This is a genomic window from Citrobacter sp. Cpo032 (genome assembly GCF_030332975.1).
Classification (GTDB): domain Bacteria; phylum Pseudomonadota; class Gammaproteobacteria; order Enterobacterales; family Enterobacteriaceae; genus Citrobacter; species Citrobacter portucalensis.
The window spans coordinates 454,418-473,721 of record NZ_JAOWGU010000052.1 but is presented as its reverse complement, the minus strand read 5'-3'; the positions used below and the strand labels follow the sequence as shown (position 1 = coordinate 473,721).

Here is a 19,304-nt window from a genome sequence, read left to right as displayed (position 1 = left end):
TAAGCATATAAGGAAAAGAGAGAATGGCTAAGGGGCAATCTTTACAAGATCCGTTCCTGAACGCACTGCGTCGGGAACGTGTTCCAGTTTCTATTTATTTGGTGAATGGTATTAAGCTGCAAGGTCAAATCGAGTCTTTTGATCAGTTCGTGATCCTGTTGAAAAACACGGTCAGCCAGATGGTTTATAAGCACGCGATTTCTACTGTTGTCCCGTCTCGTCCGGTTTCTCATCACAGCAATAATGCCACCGGCGGCACAGGCAGCAACTACCATCACGGTAGCAACGCGCAAGGTTCATCTGCGCAACAGGACAGCGAAGAAACCGAATAAGGTTATTAGCTGTTTTACATACGGGGAGCCAGCGATCCTGTGTTCCCCGTTGATTTATATTAAGGGGTTGACGCTTGTTTGACCGTTATGATGCCGGTGAGCAGGCGGTACTGGTACACATCTATTTTTCGCAAGACAAAGATATGGAAGACCTCCAGGAGTTTGAATCTCTGGTTTCTTCCGCCGGTGTCGAAGCAATGCAGGTGATTACCGGGAGCCGTAAAGCACCGCACCCGAAGTATTTTGTTGGTGAAGGTAAGGCAATCGAAATTGCCGAAGCCGTAAAAGCGACTGGCGCTGCGGTGGTGATTTTTGATCATGCTCTAAGCCCTGCCCAGGAACGTAACCTGGAACAGTTGTGCCAGTGTCTTGTTATCGACAGGACTGGTCTCATTTTAGATATTTTTGCCCAGCGTGCGCGAACCCATGAGGGTAAGTTGCAGGTTGAGCTGGCGCAGTTGCGCCATATGGCTACGCGTCTGGTCCGTGGCTGGACTCACCTTGAACGGCAAAAGGGCGGGATTGGTTTGCGCGGCCCGGGTGAAACCCAGCTCGAAACCGACCGTCGTTTGCTGCGTAATCGCATTTTGCAGATACAGTCGCGCCTGGAAAAAGTTGAAAAGCAACGTGAGCAGGGGCGACAGTCGCGCAAGAAAGCGGATGTCCCAACCGTATCACTGGTGGGATATACCAACGCCGGAAAATCCACCCTGTTCAACCAGATCACCGAAGCCCAGGTCTACGCAGCAGATCAGCTGTTTGCGACCCTGGACCCGACGCTACGCAGAATAGACGTTGCGGACGTGGGTGAGACTGTGCTGGCGGATACCGTTGGGTTTATCCGTCATTTGCCGCACGACCTGGTGGCGGCGTTTAAGGCCACCTTGCAGGAAACACGTCAGGCGACATTGCTGCTGCACGTTATTGATGCAGCAGATTTTCGTGTGCAGGAAAACATTGAGGCCGTCGATACGGTGCTCGAAGAGATCGATGCGCATGAGATCCCGACCCTGCTGGTGATGAATAAAATCGATATGTTGGATGACTTTGAGCCGCGTATCGACAGAGATGAAGAGAATAAACCCATTCGCGTTTGGGTATCAGCGCAAACGGGGATTGGTATACCACAACTTTTTCAGGCTTTGACTGAGCGACTTTCCGGTGAGGTGGCGCAGCATACGTTGCGTTTGCCGCCGCAGGAAGGGCGTTTGAGAAGCCGGTTTTATCAACTTCAGGCAATAGAAAAAGAGTGGATGGAGGAGGACGGCAGCGTAGGTCTGCAGGTTCGTATGCCGATCGTAGACTGGCGTCGCCTCTGTAAACAAGAACCGGCACTGGAAGACTATGTTGTCTGATCTGACGGATATGGCCTGAAGATTTTTTCGCCTCTATACCTTGTGGATTTTGTGCGGCAGGAAGGCGGCAAGTCCTGAAATCTCCAGGAGCATAGTCAACTATGTGACTGGCGTTGAGGGACGCAGCCAACGCAACGGCAGCGCAAAAGACGCAGGTATAGCATCGCATAACAAATATGGAGCACAAAAATGGCGTGGAATCAGCCCGGTAATAACGGACAAGACCGCGACCCCTGGGGAAGCAGCAAACCTGGCGGCAACCCTGAGGGAAATGGAAACAAAGGTGGTCGCGAGCAGGGACCTCCCGATCTGGACGATATCTTCCGCAAACTGAGTAAAAAGCTCGGTGGTCTGGGTGGCGGTAAAGGTACTGGCTCTGGCGGCGGTAGTTCATCGCAAGGCCCGCGTCCGCAACTGGGCGGTCGAGTCTTTACTATCGCAGCGGCCGCTATCGTCATTATCTGGGCGGCCAGCGGTTTCTATACCATTAAAGAAGCGGAACGCGGCGTGGTGACACGCTTCGGTAAATTCAGCCATTTGGTTGAACCGGGTCTGAACTGGAAACCGACCTTTGTCGACGAAGTGACACCGGTCAACGTTGAAGCCGTGCGTGAACTTGCCGCCTCCGGCGTCATGCTGACTTCTGACGAAAACGTCGTGCGCGTCGAAATGAACGTACAGTACCGCGTGACCGATCCGCAGCGTTACCTGTTTAGCGTAACCAGCGCGGATGACAGTCTGCGTCAGGCTACTGACAGCGCCCTGCGTGGGGTTATCGGTAAATACACCATGGACCGTATCCTGACCGAAGGGCGTACCGTTATTCGTAGCGACACCCAACGTGAACTGGAAGAAACGATCCGTCCGTACAACATGGGTATCACCCTGCTGGACGTCAACTTCCAGGCTGCACGTCCGCCGGAAGAAGTAAAAGCCGCGTTTGACGATGCTATCGCAGCACGTGAAAACGAACAGCAGTACATCCGTGAAGCGGAAGCGTACACCAACGAAGTTCAGCCGCGTGCAAACGGTCAGGCGCAGCGTATTCTGGAAGAAGCACGTGCGTATAAGACTCAGACCATCCTGGAAGCACAGGGTGAAGTGGCTCGCTTCGCAAAAATTCTGCCGGAATATAAAGCCGCACCGCAAATTACCCGCGAGCGTCTGTATATCGAAACCATGGAAAAAGTGCTGAGCAATACCCGCAAAGTCCTGGTTAACGATAAAGGTAGCAATCTTATGGTTCTGCCGCTGGATCAAATGCTGAAAGGTGGTAGTGCGCCAGCAACAAAGACTGACAGCAGTTCAAACCTGCTGCGTCTTCCGCCAGCAACGACTTCCAGCACTGGAGCAAGCAACACTTCGTCCACCAGTCAGGGCGATATTATGGACCAACGCCGCGCGAATGCGCAGCGTAACGACTACCAGCGTCAGGGGGAATAACGATGCGTAAGTCAGTTATTGCGATTATCATCATCGTTCTGGTAGTTCTGTTCATGTCTGTCTTTGTGGTCAAAGAAGGCGAGCGCGGTATTACTCTGCGCTTTGGTAAAGTTCTGCGTGACGATGAAAACAAGCCGCTGGTTGTTGCACCAGGCCTGCACTTCAAGATTCCGTTTATTGAATCTGTGAAGATGCTGGATGCGCGTATTCAGACCATGGACAACCAGGCCGATCGCTTTGTTACCAAAGAGAAGAAAGACCTGATCGTTGACTCCTACATCAAGTGGCGCATCAGTGACTTTAGCCGTTACTACCTGGCAACGGGCGGTGGCGATGTTTCTCAGGCGGAAGTCCTGCTGAAACGTAAGTTCTCTGACCGTCTGCGTTCTGAAATTGGTCGTCTGGACGTGAAGGACATCGTTACCGATTCCCGCGGTCGTCTGACCCTGGAAGTGCGTGACGCGCTGAACTCCGGTTCTGCTGGCACGGAAGATGAAGTGGCGACTCCGGCAGCAGATAGCGCGATTGCCGAAGCGGCTGAACGTGTTCAGGCTGAAACGAACGGTAAAGTACCGGTCATCAATCCGAACAGTATGGCGGCATTGGGCATCGAAGTGGTTGACGTGCGTATTAAGCAAATCAACCTGCCTGCTGAAGTGTCCGAGGCTATCTACAACCGTATGCGCGCTGAGCGTGAAGCGGTAGCGCGTCGCCATCGTTCACAAGGCCAGGAAGAGGCGGAAAAACTGCGTGCAACGGCTGACTATGAAGTCACTAAAACGCTGGCAGAATCTGAGCGTCAGGGCCGTATTATGCGCGGTGAAGGCGATGCAGAAGCCGCTAAGCTGTTTGCCGATGCGTTCAGTCAGGATCCTGACTTCTACGCCTTCATCCGTAGCCTGCGTGCTTACGAGAAGAGCTTTGAAGGGAATCAGGACGTGATGGTCATGAGCCCGGACAGCGATTTCTTCCGCTACATGAAGACACCAAATACCGCGACACGCTAATCGCGTTCCAGCGGTTTTAAAGCAGCAAAACCACCGGCATCTCCAGGGATGCGGTGGTTTTCTTTTTATATAAGGGCGATGGATGAATTCAACAATTTTGCTGGCGCTCGCGCTGGTTTTGGTGCTGGAAGGGCTGGGTCCGATGCTTTATCCCAGCGCATGGAAGAAAATGATCTCCGCAATGGCGCAACTTCCCGAAAATATTTTGCGTCGTTTTGGTGGCGGTCTTGTGGTTGCGGGCGTTGTGGTCTACTACATGTTGAGGAAAACGATTGGCTGATCAATAAGTAGACTAATTTGCGGATTTTCGCATGCAAAAAGTGCTGTATATCTGAAAAAGCGGTGGTAGAATCCATTTTTAAGCAAACGGTGATTTTGAAAAATGGGTAACAACGTCGTCGTACTGGGCACCCAATGGGGTGACGAAGGTAAAGGGAAGATCGTCGATCTTCTGACTGAACGGGCTAAATATGTTGTGCGCTACCAGGGTGGTCACAACGCAGGCCATACTCTCGTAATCAACGGTGAAAAAACCGTCCTCCATCTTATTCCATCAGGCATTCTTCGCGAAAACGTAATCAGCATCATCGGTAACGGTGTTGTTCTGTCTCCGTCCGCGCTGATGAAAGAAATGAAAGGACTGGAAGATCGTGGTATCCCGGTTCGCGAGCGCCTGCTGCTGTCTGAAGCTTGTCCGCTGATCCTTGATTATCACGTTGCGTTGGATAACGCTCGTGAGAAAGCGCGTGGCGAGAAAGCGATCGGTACTACCGGTCGTGGTATCGGTCCAGCTTATGAAGACAAAGTAGCTCGTCGCGGTCTGCGTGTTGGCGATCTGTTTGATAAAGCAACTTTCGCTGAAAAACTGAAAGAAGTGATGGAATATCACAACTTCCAGCTGGTGAATTTCTATAAAGTTGAAGCAGTTGACTACCAGAAAGTGCTGGATGATGTGATGGCTATCGCCGACATCCTGACCTCAATGGTTGTTGATGTTTCCGATCTGCTGGACCAGGCGCGTAAGCGTGGCGATTTCGTTATGTTTGAAGGTGCGCAGGGTACGCTGCTGGATATCGACCACGGTACCTATCCGTACGTAACGTCCTCCAACACCACCGCAGGTGGCGTGGCAACCGGCTCCGGCCTGGGCCCACGTTATGTGGACTACGTTCTGGGTATCATCAAAGCTTACTCTACTCGTGTAGGTGCGGGTCCGTTCCCGACTGAGCTGTTTGATGACGTTGGCGAGTTCCTGTGCAAACAAGGTAACGAGTATGGCGCGACCACCGGTCGTCGTCGTCGTACCGGTTGGCTGGATTCCGTTGCTGTACGCCGTGCAGTACAGATTAACTCCCTGTCTGGCTTCTGCCTGACCAAACTGGACGTACTGGACGGTTTGAAAGAGGTGAAAATCTGTGTTGCTTACCGTATGCCGGATGGCCGCGAAGTAACGACTACTCCGCTGGCAGCTGACGACTGGAAAGGTATCGAGCCGATTTACGAAACCATGCCGGGTTGGTCTGAATCCACCTTCGGCGTGAAGGAACGTAGCGGTCTGCCGCAGGCAGCGCTGAACTACATCAAGCGTATTGAAGAACTGACCGGTGTGCCGATTGATATTATCTCAACTGGCCCAGACCGTACTGAAACCATGATCCTGCGCGACCCGTTCGACGCATAATTCTGGTTATAGCGTAGCGTCAAAAGGCGCTGCGCTTGCACTAATTTATGCCGGATAAGGTGCTTTGCATCAGAATCCGGCTTAAAATCACGTAAGTTCCTCGCTTTTTTCCTTCCCGAACTGAAATAAATTAGCGACCTGGCTGGTGGCTGGTTTATCATCAATGTAATTAATACTACCAGGTATATCCGTTTTATCCCTTTTCCTGAGGTTGATGTGCAGTTAACAAGTTTCACCGATTACGGATTACGTGCGCTAATCTACATGGCGTCACTTCCCGAAGGACGTATGACCAGTATTTCTGAGGTGACAGAAGTCTACGGCGTGTCCCGTAATCATATGGTCAAAATAATCAATCAACTTAGCCGGGCGGGCTTTGTTACTGCTATTCGAGGAAAAAATGGCGGTATCCGCCTGGGTAAACCCGCTAAGGATATTGGTATTGGTGATGTGGTTCGCGAGCTGGAACCCTTATCGTTGGTCAACTGTAGCAGCGAGTTTTGCCATATTACCCCGGCCTGTCGACTCAAACAGGCGCTTTCTAAAGCAGTGCAAAGTTTTCTCATGGAACTGGACAACTACACACTTGCTGATTTGGTTGAAAAGAATCAACCGCTTTATAAATTATTGCTGGTGGAGTAACGACTCCCGCCAGCAGCGATGATGACGGAGGAACCGACATGTCACAAGATCCTTTCCAGGAACGCGAAGCAGAAAAATACGCGAATCCTATCCCGAGCCGGGAATTTATCCTCGAACATTTAACTAAACGTGAAAAGCCGGCCAACCGCGATGAGCTGGCCGCTGAACTCAATATTGAAGGTGAAGAGCAGCAAGAAGCGCTGCGTCGTCGCCTGCGCGCGATGGAGCGTGACGGACAACTGGTCTTCACCCGTCGTCAATGCTATGCGCTGCCGGAGCGTCTTGACCTGCTGAAAGGTACCGTTATTGGCCACCGTGATGGCTACGGCTTTCTGCGCGTTGAAGGCCGCAAAGATGACCTGTATCTGTCCAGCGAGCAAATGAAAACCTGCATTCATGGCGATCAGGTGCTGGCGCAGCCGTTAGGCGCGGACCGTAAAGGTCGCCGCGAAGCGCGTATTGTGCGCGTACTGGTGCCGAAAACCAGCCAGATTGTCGGCCGCTACTTCACCGACGCTGGTGTTGGATTTGTCGTCCCAGACGACAGCCGCCTGAGCTTCGATATTCTGATCCCGCCGGAAGAGGTAATGGGCGCTCGTATGGGCTTTGTGGTTGTCGTTGAACTGACCCAGCGTCCAACTCGCCGCACTAAAGCGGTGGGTAAAATTGTTGAAGTGCTGGGTGACAACATGGGAACCAGCATGGCTGTGGATATGGCCCTGCGTACTCATGAAATCCCATATATCTGGCCTCAGGCGGTTGAGAAACAGGTCGCCGGGCTGAAAGAAGAAGTGCCGGAAGAGGCGAAAGTAGGACGTGTCGATCTGCGCGATCTGCCGCTGGTGACTATCGATGGCGAAGATGCGCGCGACTTCGACGATGCGGTTTATTGCGAGAAGAAACGCGGCGGTGGTTGGCGTTTATGGGTGGCGATTGCTGACGTAAGCTATTACGTTCGCCCGCCGACTCCGCTGGACCAGGAAGCTCGTAGCCGTGGCACATCCGTTTACTTCCCGTCGCAGGTTGTTCCGATGCTGCCGGAAGTGCTGTCCAACGGATTGTGTTCACTCAATCCGCAGGTGGACAGGTTGTGTATGGTCTGTGAAATGACCATTTCGTCGAAAGGCCGTTTAACCGGCTTTAAATTCTACGAAGCGGTCATGAGTTCCCACGCACGTCTGACCTACACCAAGGTCTGGCACATGCTGCAGGGCGACCAGGAGCTGCGTGAGCAGTACGCACCGCTGGTTAAACACATTGAAGAGTTGCATAACCTCTACAAAGTGCTGGATAAAGCCCGTGAAGAGCGTGGCGGTATCTCGTTTGAAAGTGAAGAGGCGAAGTTTATCTTCAATGCTGAACGCCGTATTGAGCGTATCGAGCAGACGCAGCGTAACGACGCGCACAAGCTGATTGAAGAGTGCATGATCATGGCGAATATCTCAGCGGCGCGATTCGTTGAGAAAGCCAAAGAGCCAGCGCTGTTCCGTATTCACGATAAGCCGACGACCGAAGCGATTAACTCGTTCCGTTCCGTCCTGGCAGAGCTGGGGCTGGAGCTGCCAGGTGGTAACAAACCTGAGCCGCGTGATTACGCTGAACTGCTGGAGTCGATTGCTGACCGTCCTGACGCAGAAATGCTGCAAACCATGCTGCTGCGTTCGATGAAGCAGGCGATTTACGATCCGGAAAACCGTGGTCACTTTGGCCTGGCGCTGCAATCTTATGCACACTTTACTTCACCGATCCGTCGTTACCCGGATCTCTCCTTGCACCGGGCGATTAAGTATCTGCTGGCGCAGGAGCAGGGCCATAAGGGCAACACCACGGAAACCGGTGGCTACCATTATTCGATGGAAGAGATGCTGCAACTGGGTCAGCACTGTTCGATGGCCGAGCGCCGTGCTGATGAAGCCACGCGCGATGTCTCTGACTGGCTGAAGTGCGACTTCATGCTGGACCAGGTGGGTAATGTCTTCAAAGGCGTGATTGCCAGCGTGACCGGATTTGGTTTCTTTGTCCGTCTCGATGAACTGTTTATCGATGGTCTGGTGCATGTCTCCTCTCTGGATAACGACTACTATCGTTTCGACCAGGTTGGGCAGCGCCTGACGGGGGAATCCAGCGGCCAGATGTATCGCCTGGGCGATCGCGTGGAAGTTCGCGTGGAAGCAGTCAACATGGACGAGCGTAAGATCGACTTCAGCTTGATCTCCAGTGAACGTGCGCCGCGTAATGAGGGTAAAACCGCGCGCGAAAAAGCCAAAAAAGGCGATGCGGGTAAAAATACCGGTAAACGTCGTCAGATGGGCAAAAAGGTGAATTTCGAGCCGGACAGCGCTTTCCGCGGCGAGAAGAAAGGCAGAGCCAAACCTCAGGCGGATAAGAATGCGGCTGAGAAGAAAGGCGATAAAAAAGCGAAAAAGCCTTCGGCAAAAACGCTTAAAATTGCTGCCGCCACTAAAGCTAAACGTGCGGCGAAAAAGAAAGTCGCACAATAACAGCCATAGACTGTAAGTCGGGCAACCTTCGCGTTGCCCGGCGTTACGCATAAACTATTAACGAGTACATTCATGAGTGAAATGATTTACGGCATCCATGCGGTGCAGGCCCTGCTGGAACGTGCGCCTGAGCGCTTCCAGGACGTCTTTATTCTCAAAGGTCGTGAAGATAAACGCCTGCTGCCGCTGATCCACGCACTGGAAGCACAGGGTGTTGTCATTCAACTGGCTAACCGTCAGTTTCTGGATGAGAAAAGCGAGGGTGCGGTACATCAGGGGATTATTGCTCGCGTGAAGCCTGGCCGTCAGTATCAGGAAAACGATCTGCCGGATCTGATTGCTACGCTCGATCAGCCGTTCTTTTTGATCCTCGATGGCGTCACCGATCCGCATAACCTGGGCGCATGCCTGCGTAGCGCCGATGCCGCTGGCGTACATGCTGTAATCGTACCGAAGGATCGTTCCGCACAGTTGAATGCGACGGCGAAAAAAGTGGCCTGTGGTGCGGCAGAAAGCGTACCGCTGATCCGCGTGACCAACCTGGCGCGCACCATGCGTATGCTGCAGGAAGAGAATATCTGGATCGTCGGAACCGCAGGTGAAGCCGACCATACTCTCTATCAGAGCAAAATGACCGGTCGTCTGGCGCTGGTGATGGGCGCAGAGGGTGAAGGTATGCGCCGCCTGACCCGCGAACACTGTGACGAACTGATCAGCATCCCGATGGCAGGGAGCGTTTCGTCATTGAACGTTTCAGTTGCGACGGGCATCTGCCTGTTTGAAGCCGTCCGCCAGCGCGGCTAAACTTATTTTTCAGACAAAGTCACCCGGATTCGGGTGGCTTTTTTTTATTTTAAACGAGTATGATAAAGGGTAGGAAATGATATTCATTTCATTTATTTCTAATTGAATTATATATGGATAATATATGGCATGGACTCCGCAGTTGCTTGCTGAAGCAGTACAAACTCTTCCTGAATTAAATATAGATATTGAATATAACGAGCAATCATTAATTATCAAAATGAATGATTATGGTGATTTATCACTCGGTATTTTATTCACATCCCGCCAGATAATTATTGAAACAGTTATTTGTCCTGTCTGCAGTATTAATCAGAAAAATGAATTCAATATTTTCTTATTACGTAATCAGAAACTCCTTCCTCTGTCTTCCGTGGGGATTTCTCGCGTTCAGCAGGATGAATATTACGTCGCATTTGGAGCACTTTCGCTTAATTCATCACTTGATGATGTAGTGCTGGAGATGACTACGCTTGCGGAAAACGCGCTAGATCTGGCTGAAATCACTGAAGAATACACTCACGAATAACAAGGAACGCTATTTATGGGAATTTTAAAAAGCCTGTTTACCCTCGGTAAGTCCGTGCTTTCTCAGGCGGAAGAGTCAATTGAAGAAGCGCAGGGGGTCCGCATGCTGGAGCAGCATATCCGTGATGCGAAAGGTGAGCTGGATAAAGCCGGAAAATCACGAGTAGACCTGCTGGCGCGCGTGAGGCTGAGTAATGACAAGTTGAACGATCTGCGTGAGCGTAAATCCAGTCTGGAAACACGAGTGTTGGAAGCGCTGAGTAAAAACGCTAACCCGTCACTGATCAACGAAGTTGCTGAAGAAATTGCCCGCTTAGAGGATGTCATTGCTGCAGAAGAGCAAGTACTCGCTAACCTTGAATTGTCGCGGGATGGCGTTGAAAAAGCGGTGAGTGCAACCGCACAACGGATTGCACAGTTTGAACAGCAGCTTGAGGTGGTAAAGGCGACGGAAGCGATGCAGCGCGCCCAGCAGGCAGTGACCACCTCAACCGTAGGCGCGTCTTCGAGTGTGTCTACAGCCGCAGAGTCGCTCAAGCGTTTGCAAACGCGACAGGCAGAGCGTCAGGCCCGTCTGGATGCCGCTGCGCAGCTGGAAAAGGTTGCGGATGGGCGTGACCTGGATGAGAAGCTGGCCGAAGCCGGCATTGGGGCGAGCAATAAAAGTTCGGCTCAGGATGTACTGGCACGACTGCAGCGTCAGCAAGGCGAGTAATGCTGTTTACTTGGGTCATCAAAACGTGCCAACGGCATCTTTCAAGACTGACCTGGCCTGCATTATTCGGCCTGTTCGCTGGGCAGTACCTGTTTTGTTACCTGGTGCTGAGATTACTGGGTGAAGAAACGCTGGTGGGTCGTCTGAGCGATTTTATCTATTACTGCTCAGTCGTCGGCTCAACATTGGGTTTTGGCGACATCAGTCCGCAAACTGCGGCAGGCCGGATTTTTACGGCGATCTGGCAAATTCCTGTCAGCGTTGGTTTATTTGGCGCATTAATGGGAAAGGTTATCGGCCTGGTGCAAGGGATGTTAGCAAAAGGAATGATGGGGATGGGAGATTATCGGCATTTGCGAAACCATATGCTGGTGGTCGGCTGGCGAGGCCACCAGACGGAAAAAATGATATCGCTGCTGCTGTATGACACCCGGCGTGTTTTTGAGCGGGTGCTCCTGTGTGAATCCGATGACATACAGCATCCTTTGTCGGGAAATAACTGGGTCGATTTCATTCGTATACGTAATTTTAATGACCCGCAAGAGCATGCTCGTATGGGGTTATGCAATTGCCAGAGTGCGATCATATTTGCTCGTACAGATGAACTCACGTTCACCATCGCGCTTTCACTGGCGGATTCGATTCCTGAACAATGCCATGTGGTTGCTTATATGGAAGATGAGCGTTACGCAGGATTGCTGGAAGTTCATTGTCCACGTATTGAAATTGTGCGCAATCTCTCCGCTGAGCAGCTTTCTCGATCCATTCAGGATCCGGGGTCTTCGCAGTCGGTCGCATCCATCATGAATCCCATGCTGGGTGATACAGGGTTTGCCGTGCCAATACCTGAGGAGGTCGTTTCAATTCGTTATGGCGATCTCATGCGTTATATGAAGCTTCGCCACGATGCCACAGTTTTGGGTATTAGCAGCTGCAAAAATGGTCGGGGTATGGAATTAAATCCGGTCATTTCGACAGAGGTAAAGGGCGGTATGTGGCTGCATTTGATAGGTAACAGCCGCATTCTGGCGAAAGAGATTGCATGGATGGAGATAGAGGGAAAATGATCACGAGTTTTATCCGGCGTTTATTTGGTAAAGAGGCTGTTGTTGCGCCAGCCCGCGGGCCGTTAGGGTTACATCTGAATGCTGGTTTTACGCTTAACACGCTGGCATTTCGTCTGCTTGAAGAGTCACTATTGATCGAATTGCCTGGTGAGGAGTACACCGTTGCAGCCGCCAGCCACATTGATTTAGGCGGCGGAAGCCAGATTTTTCGCTACTACACGTCCGGAGAAGAGTTTCTGCAAATTAATACCACGGGCGGCTCAGACATTGATGATATCGACGATATCAAATTCTTTGTTTATGCGGAAAGTTACGGGATTTCGAAGAAAAAACACTGGCAGTCTGCCATTAGCCCTTCTGCAATAGGGACTCCGGCGCTTAGCTGGCAGGAAGAGCGCTGGCAACGCTTTTTTAACGAGGAAGAACCGGGGAACATTGAGCCGGTTTATATGCTGGAAAAAGTAGAAAATCATCAGCATGCCATATGGAATGTACATAATTTTACCATGGGCTATCAGCGACAGGTTACAGAGGATACATGGGAATACCTGCTGTTGAACGGTGAAGAGTCGTTTAATGAGCAGGGAGAGCCAGAGTGGGTATTCTCACGGGCGCTGGGTGTAGATATTCCATTAACATCACTTAATGTAATTGGTTAATTTCAGGGAAGGTTACACAATGCACATACTGGATTCATTACTGGCTTTTTGTGCCTATTTTTTTATTGGCGCGGCCATGGTGATCGTTTTTCTGTTTATATACTCAAAAATCACGCCGCACAACGAGTGGCAACTGATTAAAAATAATAATACGGCAGCGTCACTGGCCTTTAGCGGCACGTTGCTGGGCTAAGTTATTCCATTATCCAGCGCGGCAATTAACGCCGTCAGCATTCCGGATTATTTCGCCTGGGGCGGCATCGCGCTGGTGATACAACTCGTCATTTACGGCGGTGTGCGTTTATACATGCCGGCACTGAGTGAAAAAATTATTAACCATAATACTGCAGCGGGATTATTTATGGGAACTGCTGCCCTGGCGGGGGGCATTTTTAACGCCGCCTGCATGACATGGTAATGGACGATCATGGCAAGAAAACGTAAATCTGGAAACAAAAACAGGGTGCCAGGGCATTCTGCCATCACGCGAATTGGGCGCACGGCGAACCCCTATGCAAAAAAACGCAGCCGATACAGTGGAAAATACCTGACGCTGGCCATTATGGGCGGAGCGGCATTTTTTGTCCTCAAAGGATGTGCTGATGACGGCAATACCGATAATGATGGTGACGGTACTTTTTACTCTGCAGTGAGTGAATGCATTGACGATGGCAATAGCGCCACCGTTTGTGCCGATGGCTGGAACAATGCGAAAACAGAGTTCTACTCCAGTCTGCCAAAGCAAATGAACAAGCAGAGCTGTCAGACGCAGTTTGGCGACTGCTATCTCGATAGTACCGATCAAAGCTGGGTGCCGATATTCTCCGGTTTTTTACTCAGCCGCGTCATTCGCAAAAATCGCGACGAACAATATGTTTATAGCAGCGGCGGTTCTTCCTATGCTTCGCGCCCGGTCTGGCGTACGACTTCCGGGGATTACAGTTGGCGTTCCGGTAGTGGAAAACATGATACTGCAACCAGCCATAGTTATACGACGAAGAAAGTCTCGACGGTTTCACGCGGCGGCTACGGGCGTTCGTCCAGCGCGCGTGGGCACTGGGGAGGTTAACGATGCTGCGACATGATGTCCCTGTTCGCCAGGATTTGGACCGGATCGCCTACGATCACGGCTTTGATTTTCATATTATCGATAACGAGATTTACTGGGATGAGAGCCGGGCATACCGCTTTACGCTCCGGCAAGTGGAAGAGCAGATCGAAAAACCCACTGCGGAACTGCACCAGATGTGTCTGGATGTCGTCGAACGAGCAGTTAACGACGAACAGATTATGCAGCAACTGGCGATCCCGCCGCTGTACTGGGACGTTATTGCCGAAAGCTGGCGCAATCGCGATCCCTCCCTGTACGGCCGCATGGATTTTGTCTGGTGCGGAAATAACGCCCCGGTCAAGCTGCTGGAGTACAACGCGGATACGCCAACGTCGCTTTATGAGTCAGCGTATTTCCAGTGGCTATGGCTGGAAGATGCGCGTCGCAGCGGGGTGATCACACGCGACGCCGACCAGTACAACGCCATTCAGGAGCGGCTAATCTCCCGTTTTGCTGAGCTTTATAGCCCAGAGCCCTTCTATTTTTGCTGCTGCGAAGATACTGACGAAGATCGTACCACGGTGTTGTATTTACAGGATTGCGCGCAGCAGGCCGGGCAAGAATCACGGTTTATTTACGTGGAGGATCTGGGTCTTGGCGTTGGCGGCGTTCTCACTGACCTTGACGATAACGTCATTCGTCGCGCCTTTAAGCTCTATCCCCTGGAGTGGATGATGCGAGATGAGAATGGCCCCTTGCTGCGCCATCGCCGCGAACAGTGGGTTGAGCCGTTGTGGAAGAGTGTGCTCAGCAATAAAGGGTTAATGCCTTTGCTGTGGCATTTTTTTCCCAACCATCCCAACCTGCTGCCAGCCTGGTTTGACGGTGAAACGCCACAAATTGCGGCTGGTGAAAGCTATGTACGCAAACCGATATTTTCTCGAGAGGGGGGTAACGTCACCATTTTTAATGGTCAGCAGCAGATAGTGGAGCATGCTGAGGGGGATTATGCGGAAGAACCGATGATCTATCAGGCATTTCAGCCATTACCGCGCTTTGGCGACAGCTACACGTTGATTGGCAGTTGGATCGTGGATGATGAAGCCTGTGGTATGGGGATCCGCGAGGATAATACTTTGATCACTAAAGATACTTCTCGTTTTATTCCTCATTATATTGCGGGCTAACCGTACTTTTGTGATCTCCCTCCGTCGCGAATAATGTGGTTCTGACCATACTTAAAGCGACGGCAATTGACGGAGGGAGACACAATGCACTGGCAAACGCATACCGTTTTTAACCAACCTGTACCGCTCAATAACAGTAACTTATATTTGTCCGACGGCGCACTGTGCGAAGCGGTTATCCGCGAAGGCGCTGGCTGGGACAGCGATCTTCTCGCCAGTATTGGTCAGCAGCTAGGGACTGCCGAGTCGCTCGAACTGGGGCGTCTGGCCAATGCTTTTCCACCTGAACTGTTGCGCTACGACCCGCAGGGGCAGCGGCTGGATGATGTGCGTTTTCATCCTGCCTGGCATTTGCTGATGCAGGGATTATGCGCCAACCGCGTACATAATCTGGCCTGGGAAGAAGATGCGAGGCAGGGAACATTTGTTGCCCGGGCGGCCCGTTTCATGCTGCATGCGCAGGTGGAAGCTGGCACGTTGTGTCCGGTGACCATGACTTTTGCCGCCACGCCGCTGTTACTTCAAATGTTACCCGCCCCCTTTCACGACTGGCTTACGCCGCTGCTAAGCGACCGTTATGACTCGCATTTACTGCCAGGTGGGCAAAAGCGTGGGCTGCTTATCGGCATGGGCATGACTGAGAAACAGGGTGGTTCAGATGTGCTGAGCAATACCACTCAGGCAGAACGTCTTGCTGACGGCTCGTATCGGCTGGTGGGACATAAGTGGTTTTTCTCCGTGCCGCAAAGCGATGCCCATTTAGTGCTGGCCCAGGCTAAGGGGGGATTATCCTGCTTTTTTGTGCCGCGATTTTTACCTGACGGGCAGCGTAATGCTATCCGTCTTGAGAGATTGAAAGATAAGTTAGGCAACCGCTCCAACGCCAGCTGCGAGGTTGAATTCCACGATGCGATTGGCTGGCTATTGGGTGAAGAAGGGGAAGGTATACGCCATATCCTGAAAATGGGGGGGATGACGCGTTTTGACTGTGCGCTCGGTAGTCACGGTATGATGCGGCGTGCTTTTTCCGTCGCGATTTACCATGCGCACCAGCGGCAGGTCTTTGGCAAGCCATTGATTGAACAGCCGATGATGCGTCAAGTGTTAGGTCGGATGGCGCTCCAACTGGAAGGTCAAACGGCGTTACTGTTTCGACTGGCGCGGGCCTGGGACCGCCGTGCTGATGCTAAAGAAGCGCTGTGGGCCAGATTGTTCACACCAGCGGCGAAATTCTCCGTTTGCAAAAGCGGTATGCCATTTGTGGCAGAAGCGATGGAAGTGCTGGGTGGGATTGGCTATTGCGAGGAGAGCGAGCTGCCGCGTTTGTATCGTGAAATGCCGGTAAACAGTATCTGGGAAGGCTCTGGCAACATTATGTGCCTTGATGTATTGCGGGTACTGACCAAACAACCCGGCATGTACGATATGCTCAGCGAAGCCTTTGCGGAAGTCAAAGGGCAAGATCGACATTACGATCGAATGGTACGTCAGCTCCAGCAGCGTTTACGTAAACCCAGCGAGGAGATGGGAAGGGAGATTACACAGCAGCTTTTCCTGCTCGGTTGCGGGGCGCAGATGTTGCGTTATTCTTCTCCGCCAGTGGCGCAGGCCTGGTGCCAAATGATGCTTGATACGCGGGGGGGACTAAGATTGTCTGAGCAGGTGCTGAACGATTTGCTTCTGCGGGCAACGGGGGGATTACGGTAATAATATGCCTGATGGCGACGCTTTCGCGTCTTATCATGTCTACAGTTCACCGTAGGTCAGATAAGTTTACGCCATCCGGCAATGTGTTAAGCATAGAGTATGGCCTGTACGCGCCAGTTGTCGGGCTGCTGATCTTCGTACATTTGAATGATCCGATACCATGAGGCACCTTGTTCATCCGCTTTTAACGCGACAACACGTTCTACATCCTGCGGATTTCCTGCAATGTTACTGACAGATATCTGGCCAATTTCGTTCAGGCCAGTAACACAGTCAGCACTGGCGAATTCGGCAGACTGCGCCGTAGTACCTACCAGTCCGGCAGAAAGCAGCAGTGAGGATAAGGCAAGTGATTGTTTCATCGTCAGCTCCATTATTCGTACCCCTACACACGGCAGGGCATTCCATCGCGATAATAAACCTCAAGCTTCCTGCTGTTGGTTTATTGTGCACAGGTAAACGCATAGGGGCGCAAAGCAATGTAAAGCTGACTAAATTTCAACCCAATGTTATTTACGATACAAAATAGCCTGTGAATACCATTGGCCTGTCACGATAGTTTCATCCACTAATAAAACCACGTAGTAATCAGCTTTAGCCGCGGCGGCTTTGGCACGGATCTCTGCCAGCGCATCATCCGGAGAGCCTCTTACCAGCGCGCTAACCGTCCCTAATCGCTGTAACCCATTACTCTGGTCACGGCGGATCTCCTGCGGGTGGTCGGCAACGGGCGGTGCGGGTTGTGGCGTTCCCTGTAGCACGCTACAGGCGCTTAAAAACATAACCAACAACAAAGAGGCAAACCGACGCATAACTCTATCTCGTTTCCTGATAGCCATAGTGTAGTGCCTTATTAATTTCCCTTTAGGGGAATGTTCCCGAATTGTTATCTCTCACGCGATTTTCGAATGAAAATGTTGCGAAAGCGTAACCCAGTTCTCAACATTATGAATCATTGCCGAACACATTCGCTTGCGTTAAGTATTGCTGCATGGCATACCAGAAAGAAAGAGGCGACAAATGATCGAAATTGAAACACGACAGTTGGCGGGTATCCCTGTCCTGCACGCCGTTCCGGCTGGCAAACGCGAATGTTCACTCCCTTGTATTATCTTCTATCACGGGTTTACCTCTTCAAGCCTGGTTTACAGCTATTTTGCCGTTGCGCTGGCTCAGGCCGGGTTCCGCGTCGTCATGCCAGATGCGCCCGACCATGGCGCTCGCTTCAAAAGCGATGCCCAGGTGCGGATGCATCGCTTCTGGCATATTTTGCAGCAAAATATGCAGGAGTTTACGACGTTACGTGCGGCGCTGGTGGCGGAAAATTGGCTTTCAGATGAGCGGCTTGCCGTCGGTGGGGCGTCGATGGGGGGAATGACAGCATTGGGCATAATGGCGCGCCATCCTGAGGTTAAATGTGTAGCCAGCCTGATGGGTTCAGGCTATTTTACCCGGCTTGCGCAGACGCTGTTTCCCCCTTTACTGGTTCAGACCCCAGAGCAACAGGCGGAATTTGATGCCGTTATCGCCCCGCTTGCCGAATGGGATGTTACGCATCAGTTACCACGCCTCGCTGACAGGCCGTTGCTGCTGTGGCATGGACAGGATGATGATGTTGTACCGGCTGTTGAAACTTTCCGCTTACAGCAAGCGCTGATTCAGGCAGGTTTGGACAACAATCTGACCTGCCTGTGGGAAGCGGGCGTACGACATCGCATCACGCCAGAAGCGCTGGCTGCGACGGTGACGTTTTTCCGCCAGCACCTTTAAACGCGCATAATGCTCACGCCCTGAGCTTCGAGCTGTTGCAGGATCTCAGGGTTCGCATTTTTGCCGGTAATCAGCATATCGATTTGATCGGCGCGGCTGAACAGCATCCCCGCGCGTTCACCGACCTTACTGCTATCGACCAACACCACCAGTTTGCCCACCACGTTAAGCATCTTCTGCTCCGCCATCGCGGTGAGCATATCGGTTTTATACAGTCCATCTGCGGTCAACCCTTTGCCACTGGTGAACATCCAGTGCCCGGCATACAGGCTATTTTCACTGCCTTGCGGGCTAAGCGTGATGGATTGGCTTTTGTTATATTGCCCTCCCATGATGATCACGCTGTCATGCTCCTGGTCGATCAGATAGTTTGCCAGCGGCAGATAATTAGTGATGATCTGCACCGGCTTGCCGCACATTTCGCGACCCAGCAGAAAGGCGGTCGATCCGCAGTTGATCACCACGCTTTCACCCGCATTCACAAGCTGGGATGCCGCCTTGGCAATGCGAACTTTTTCATCGTGGTTCTGTGCCTGGTGCAGATTCATTGGCGTCCAGCGCGGTCGCTGCTGGGTAATAGCTTCTGCGCCGTTGCGGACTTTCTTGAGTTTGCCGCTTTCATCGAGTTTGTTGATATCCCGGCGTGCTGTGGCGGGTGAAATCCCCAGACGCTCAATCACGTTCTCAACGGTAACAAAGCCCAACTGCGCCAGCATATCCAGCAATATTTGATGTCTTTGTGCTTCAGTCATGAGCTATTCCGATACAAATTGATTTGAAAAGATGATATTTGAAATAGCCTGGAAATACTAAAGTAAATGGGAAAAAATGCCGGGATGGCCCGGCATTTTGTGT

The 19,304-nt window shown here is 51.8% G+C and carries 20 protein-coding genes and 1 pseudogene; 18 read left to right on the top strand and 3 right to left on the bottom strand.

The features are described 5' to 3' along the window. Positions 1–23 precede the first annotated feature (23 nt). From hfq to OGY33_RS24145, 17 genes and pseudogenes are all read left to right on the top strand, one after another. The gene (gene hfq / locus OGY33_RS24225) at positions 24–332 is read left to right on the top strand and encodes an RNA chaperone Hfq (RefSeq protein ID WP_003025584.1); all 309 of its coding nucleotides are present in this window, start codon (positions 24–26) and stop codon (positions 330–332) included. A 74-nt stretch (positions 333–406) separates the two neighbouring features. Next, complete coding sequence (hflX, locus tag OGY33_RS24220) at positions 407–1,687, top strand: ribosome rescue GTPase HflX (protein WP_003830495.1); 1,281 nt, start codon at positions 407–409, stop codon at positions 1,685–1,687. A 189-nt stretch (positions 1,688–1,876) separates the two neighbouring features. Beyond that, a complete protein-coding gene (gene hflK, locus OGY33_RS24215) occupies positions 1,877–3,130 on the top strand; it encodes an FtsH protease activity modulator HflK (protein WP_063941660.1) in 1,254 nt (417 codons plus the stop codon). Between the two features lie 2 nt (positions 3,131–3,132). After that, positions 3,133–4,137 carry a protease modulator HflC gene (gene hflC / locus OGY33_RS24210; protein ID WP_003830491.1) on the top strand — a complete coding sequence of 335 codons (1,005 nt, stop codon included), beginning with the start codon at positions 3,133–3,135 and terminating at the stop codon, positions 4,135–4,137. An 82-nt stretch (positions 4,138–4,219) separates the two neighbouring features. Next, on the top strand, positions 4,220–4,417 hold the full coding sequence (locus OGY33_RS24205; protein WP_003025602.1) for a DUF2065 domain-containing protein: 198 nt from the start codon (positions 4,220–4,222) through the stop codon (positions 4,415–4,417). 102 nt (positions 4,418–4,519) lie between these two features. Continuing rightward, on the top strand, positions 4,520–5,818 hold the full coding sequence (purA, locus tag OGY33_RS24200; protein WP_003025606.1) for an adenylosuccinate synthase: 1,299 nt from the start codon (positions 4,520–4,522) through the stop codon (positions 5,816–5,818). 216 nt (positions 5,819–6,034) lie between these two features. Further along, on the top strand, positions 6,035–6,460 hold the full coding sequence (gene nsrR / locus OGY33_RS24195; protein ID WP_191238914.1) for a nitric oxide-sensing transcriptional repressor NsrR: 426 nt from the start codon (positions 6,035–6,037) through the stop codon (positions 6,458–6,460). A 38-nt stretch (positions 6,461–6,498) separates the two neighbouring features. After that, complete coding sequence (gene rnr / locus OGY33_RS24190) at positions 6,499–8,961, top strand: ribonuclease R (RefSeq protein WP_063941659.1); 2,463 nt, start codon at positions 6,499–6,501, stop codon at positions 8,959–8,961. 72 nt (positions 8,962–9,033) lie between these two features. Then, positions 9,034–9,765, top strand: a complete 732-nt coding sequence (gene rlmB / locus OGY33_RS24185) for a 23S rRNA (guanosine(2251)-2'-O)-methyltransferase RlmB (RefSeq protein ID WP_003830482.1) — start codon at positions 9,034–9,036, stop codon at positions 9,763–9,765. Between the two features lie 124 nt (positions 9,766–9,889). Beyond that, positions 9,890–10,294 carry a YjfI family protein gene (locus tag OGY33_RS24180; protein ID WP_048215087.1) on the top strand — a complete coding sequence of 135 codons (405 nt, stop codon included), beginning with the start codon at positions 9,890–9,892 and terminating at the stop codon, positions 10,292–10,294. A gap of 15 nt (positions 10,295–10,309) precedes the next feature. Beyond that, positions 10,310–11,008, top strand: a complete 699-nt coding sequence (locus tag OGY33_RS24175; RefSeq protein ID WP_103014488.1) for a PspA/IM30 family protein — start codon at positions 10,310–10,312, stop codon at positions 11,006–11,008. Beyond that, a complete protein-coding gene (locus OGY33_RS24170; RefSeq protein ID WP_103014487.1) occupies positions 11,008–12,075 on the top strand; it encodes a potassium channel family protein in 1,068 nt (355 codons plus the stop codon). Before OGY33_RS24175 ends, OGY33_RS24170 begins: the two co-directional genes overlap by 1 nt. Beyond that, complete coding sequence (locus OGY33_RS24165; protein WP_156174778.1) at positions 12,051–12,734, top strand: YjfK family protein; 684 nt, start codon at positions 12,051–12,053, stop codon at positions 12,732–12,734. Before OGY33_RS24170 ends, OGY33_RS24165 begins: the two co-directional genes overlap by 25 nt. Before the next feature lie 19 nt (positions 12,735–12,753). After that, positions 12,754–13,152 (top strand): annotated as a pseudogene (locus OGY33_RS24160) (DUF350 domain-containing protein). 9 nt (positions 13,153–13,161) lie between these two features. After that, the gene (locus OGY33_RS24155; protein ID WP_191238913.1) at positions 13,162–13,803 is read left to right on the top strand and encodes a DUF1190 domain-containing protein; all 642 of its coding nucleotides are present in this window, start codon (positions 13,162–13,164) and stop codon (positions 13,801–13,803) included. Positions 13,804–13,805: 2 nt separating this feature from the next. Continuing rightward, positions 13,806–14,972: a glutathionylspermidine synthase family protein gene (locus tag OGY33_RS24150; protein WP_191238912.1), complete on the top strand. Its 1,167-nt coding sequence runs from the start codon at positions 13,806–13,808 to the stop codon at positions 14,970–14,972. Between the two features lie 84 nt (positions 14,973–15,056). Continuing rightward, entirely contained in the window at positions 15,057–16,679 is a 1,623-nt protein-coding gene (locus tag OGY33_RS24145; RefSeq protein ID WP_191238911.1) for an isovaleryl-CoA dehydrogenase, read from the top strand. An 86-nt stretch (positions 16,680–16,765) separates the two neighbouring features. On the opposite strand, the gene yjfN is transcribed toward OGY33_RS24145, so the two are convergent. Then, positions 16,766–17,041 carry a DUF1471 family protease activator YjfN gene (gene yjfN / locus OGY33_RS24140; protein WP_003830465.1) on the bottom strand — a complete coding sequence of 92 codons (276 nt, stop codon included), beginning with the start codon at positions 17,039–17,041 and terminating at the stop codon, positions 16,766–16,768. A gap of 147 nt (positions 17,042–17,188) precedes the next feature. Further along, positions 17,189–17,518 carry a biofilm peroxide resistance protein BsmA gene (gene bsmA / locus OGY33_RS24135; RefSeq protein ID WP_057066585.1) on the bottom strand — a complete coding sequence of 110 codons (330 nt, stop codon included), beginning with the start codon at positions 17,516–17,518 and terminating at the stop codon, positions 17,189–17,191. A 181-nt stretch (positions 17,519–17,699) separates the two neighbouring features. On the opposite strand from bsmA, the gene yjfP reads away from it, so the two are divergent. Continuing rightward, positions 17,700–18,449: an esterase gene (gene yjfP / locus OGY33_RS24130; RefSeq protein ID WP_048227203.1), complete on the top strand. Its 750-nt coding sequence runs from the start codon at positions 17,700–17,702 to the stop codon at positions 18,447–18,449. Here the strand turns inward: yjfP and ulaR are convergent. Continuing rightward, positions 18,446–19,201 carry an HTH-type transcriptional regulator UlaR gene (gene ulaR, locus OGY33_RS24125; protein WP_003025646.1) on the bottom strand — a complete coding sequence of 252 codons (756 nt, stop codon included), beginning with the start codon at positions 19,199–19,201 and terminating at the stop codon, positions 18,446–18,448. The genes yjfP and ulaR overlap by 4 nt on opposite strands. Positions 19,202–19,304 lie beyond the last annotated feature (103 nt).

Bases quoted from the DNA above. Each gene is read 5' to 3' on its own strand.
- ulaR (WP_003025646.1), bottom strand. From the start codon at position 19,201: ATGACTGAAGCACAAAGACATCAAATATTGCTGGATATGCTGGCGCAG.
- yjfP (WP_048227203.1), top strand. From the start codon at position 17,700: ATGATCGAAATTGAAACACGACAGTTGGCGGGTATCCCTGTCCTGCAC.
- bsmA (WP_057066585.1), bottom strand. From the start codon at position 17,518: ATGGCTATCAGGAAACGAGATAGAGTTATGCGTCGGTTTGCCTCTTTG.
- OGY33_RS24155 (WP_191238913.1), top strand. From the start codon at position 13,162: ATGGCAAGAAAACGTAAATCTGGAAACAAAAACAGGGTGCCAGGGCAT.
- OGY33_RS24175 (WP_103014488.1), top strand. From the start codon at position 10,310: ATGGGAATTTTAAAAAGCCTGTTTACCCTCGGTAAGTCCGTGCTTTCT.
- OGY33_RS24180 (WP_048215087.1), top strand. From the start codon at position 9,890: ATGGCATGGACTCCGCAGTTGCTTGCTGAAGCAGTACAAACTCTTCCT.
- purA (WP_003025606.1), top strand. From the start codon at position 4,520: ATGGGTAACAACGTCGTCGTACTGGGCACCCAATGGGGTGACGAAGGT.
- rlmB (WP_003830482.1), top strand. From the start codon at position 9,034: ATGAGTGAAATGATTTACGGCATCCATGCGGTGCAGGCCCTGCTGGAA.
- rnr (WP_063941659.1), top strand. From the start codon at position 6,499: ATGTCACAAGATCCTTTCCAGGAACGCGAAGCAGAAAAATACGCGAAT.
- OGY33_RS24150 (WP_191238912.1), top strand. From the start codon at position 13,806: ATGCTGCGACATGATGTCCCTGTTCGCCAGGATTTGGACCGGATCGCC.
- OGY33_RS24165 (WP_156174778.1), top strand. From the start codon at position 12,051: ATGGATGGAGATAGAGGGAAAATGATCACGAGTTTTATCCGGCGTTTA.
- hflC (WP_003830491.1), top strand. From the start codon at position 3,133: ATGCGTAAGTCAGTTATTGCGATTATCATCATCGTTCTGGTAGTTCTG.
- OGY33_RS24170 (WP_103014487.1), top strand. From the start codon at position 11,008: ATGCTGTTTACTTGGGTCATCAAAACGTGCCAACGGCATCTTTCAAGA.
- hflK (WP_063941660.1), top strand. From the start codon at position 1,877: ATGGCGTGGAATCAGCCCGGTAATAACGGACAAGACCGCGACCCCTGG.
- OGY33_RS24205 (WP_003025602.1), top strand. From the start codon at position 4,220: ATGAATTCAACAATTTTGCTGGCGCTCGCGCTGGTTTTGGTGCTGGAA.
- OGY33_RS24145 (WP_191238911.1), top strand. From the start codon at position 15,057: ATGCACTGGCAAACGCATACCGTTTTTAACCAACCTGTACCGCTCAAT.
- yjfN (WP_003830465.1), bottom strand. From the start codon at position 17,041: ATGAAACAATCACTTGCCTTATCCTCACTGCTGCTTTCTGCCGGACTG.
- hfq (WP_003025584.1), top strand. From the start codon at position 24: ATGGCTAAGGGGCAATCTTTACAAGATCCGTTCCTGAACGCACTGCGT.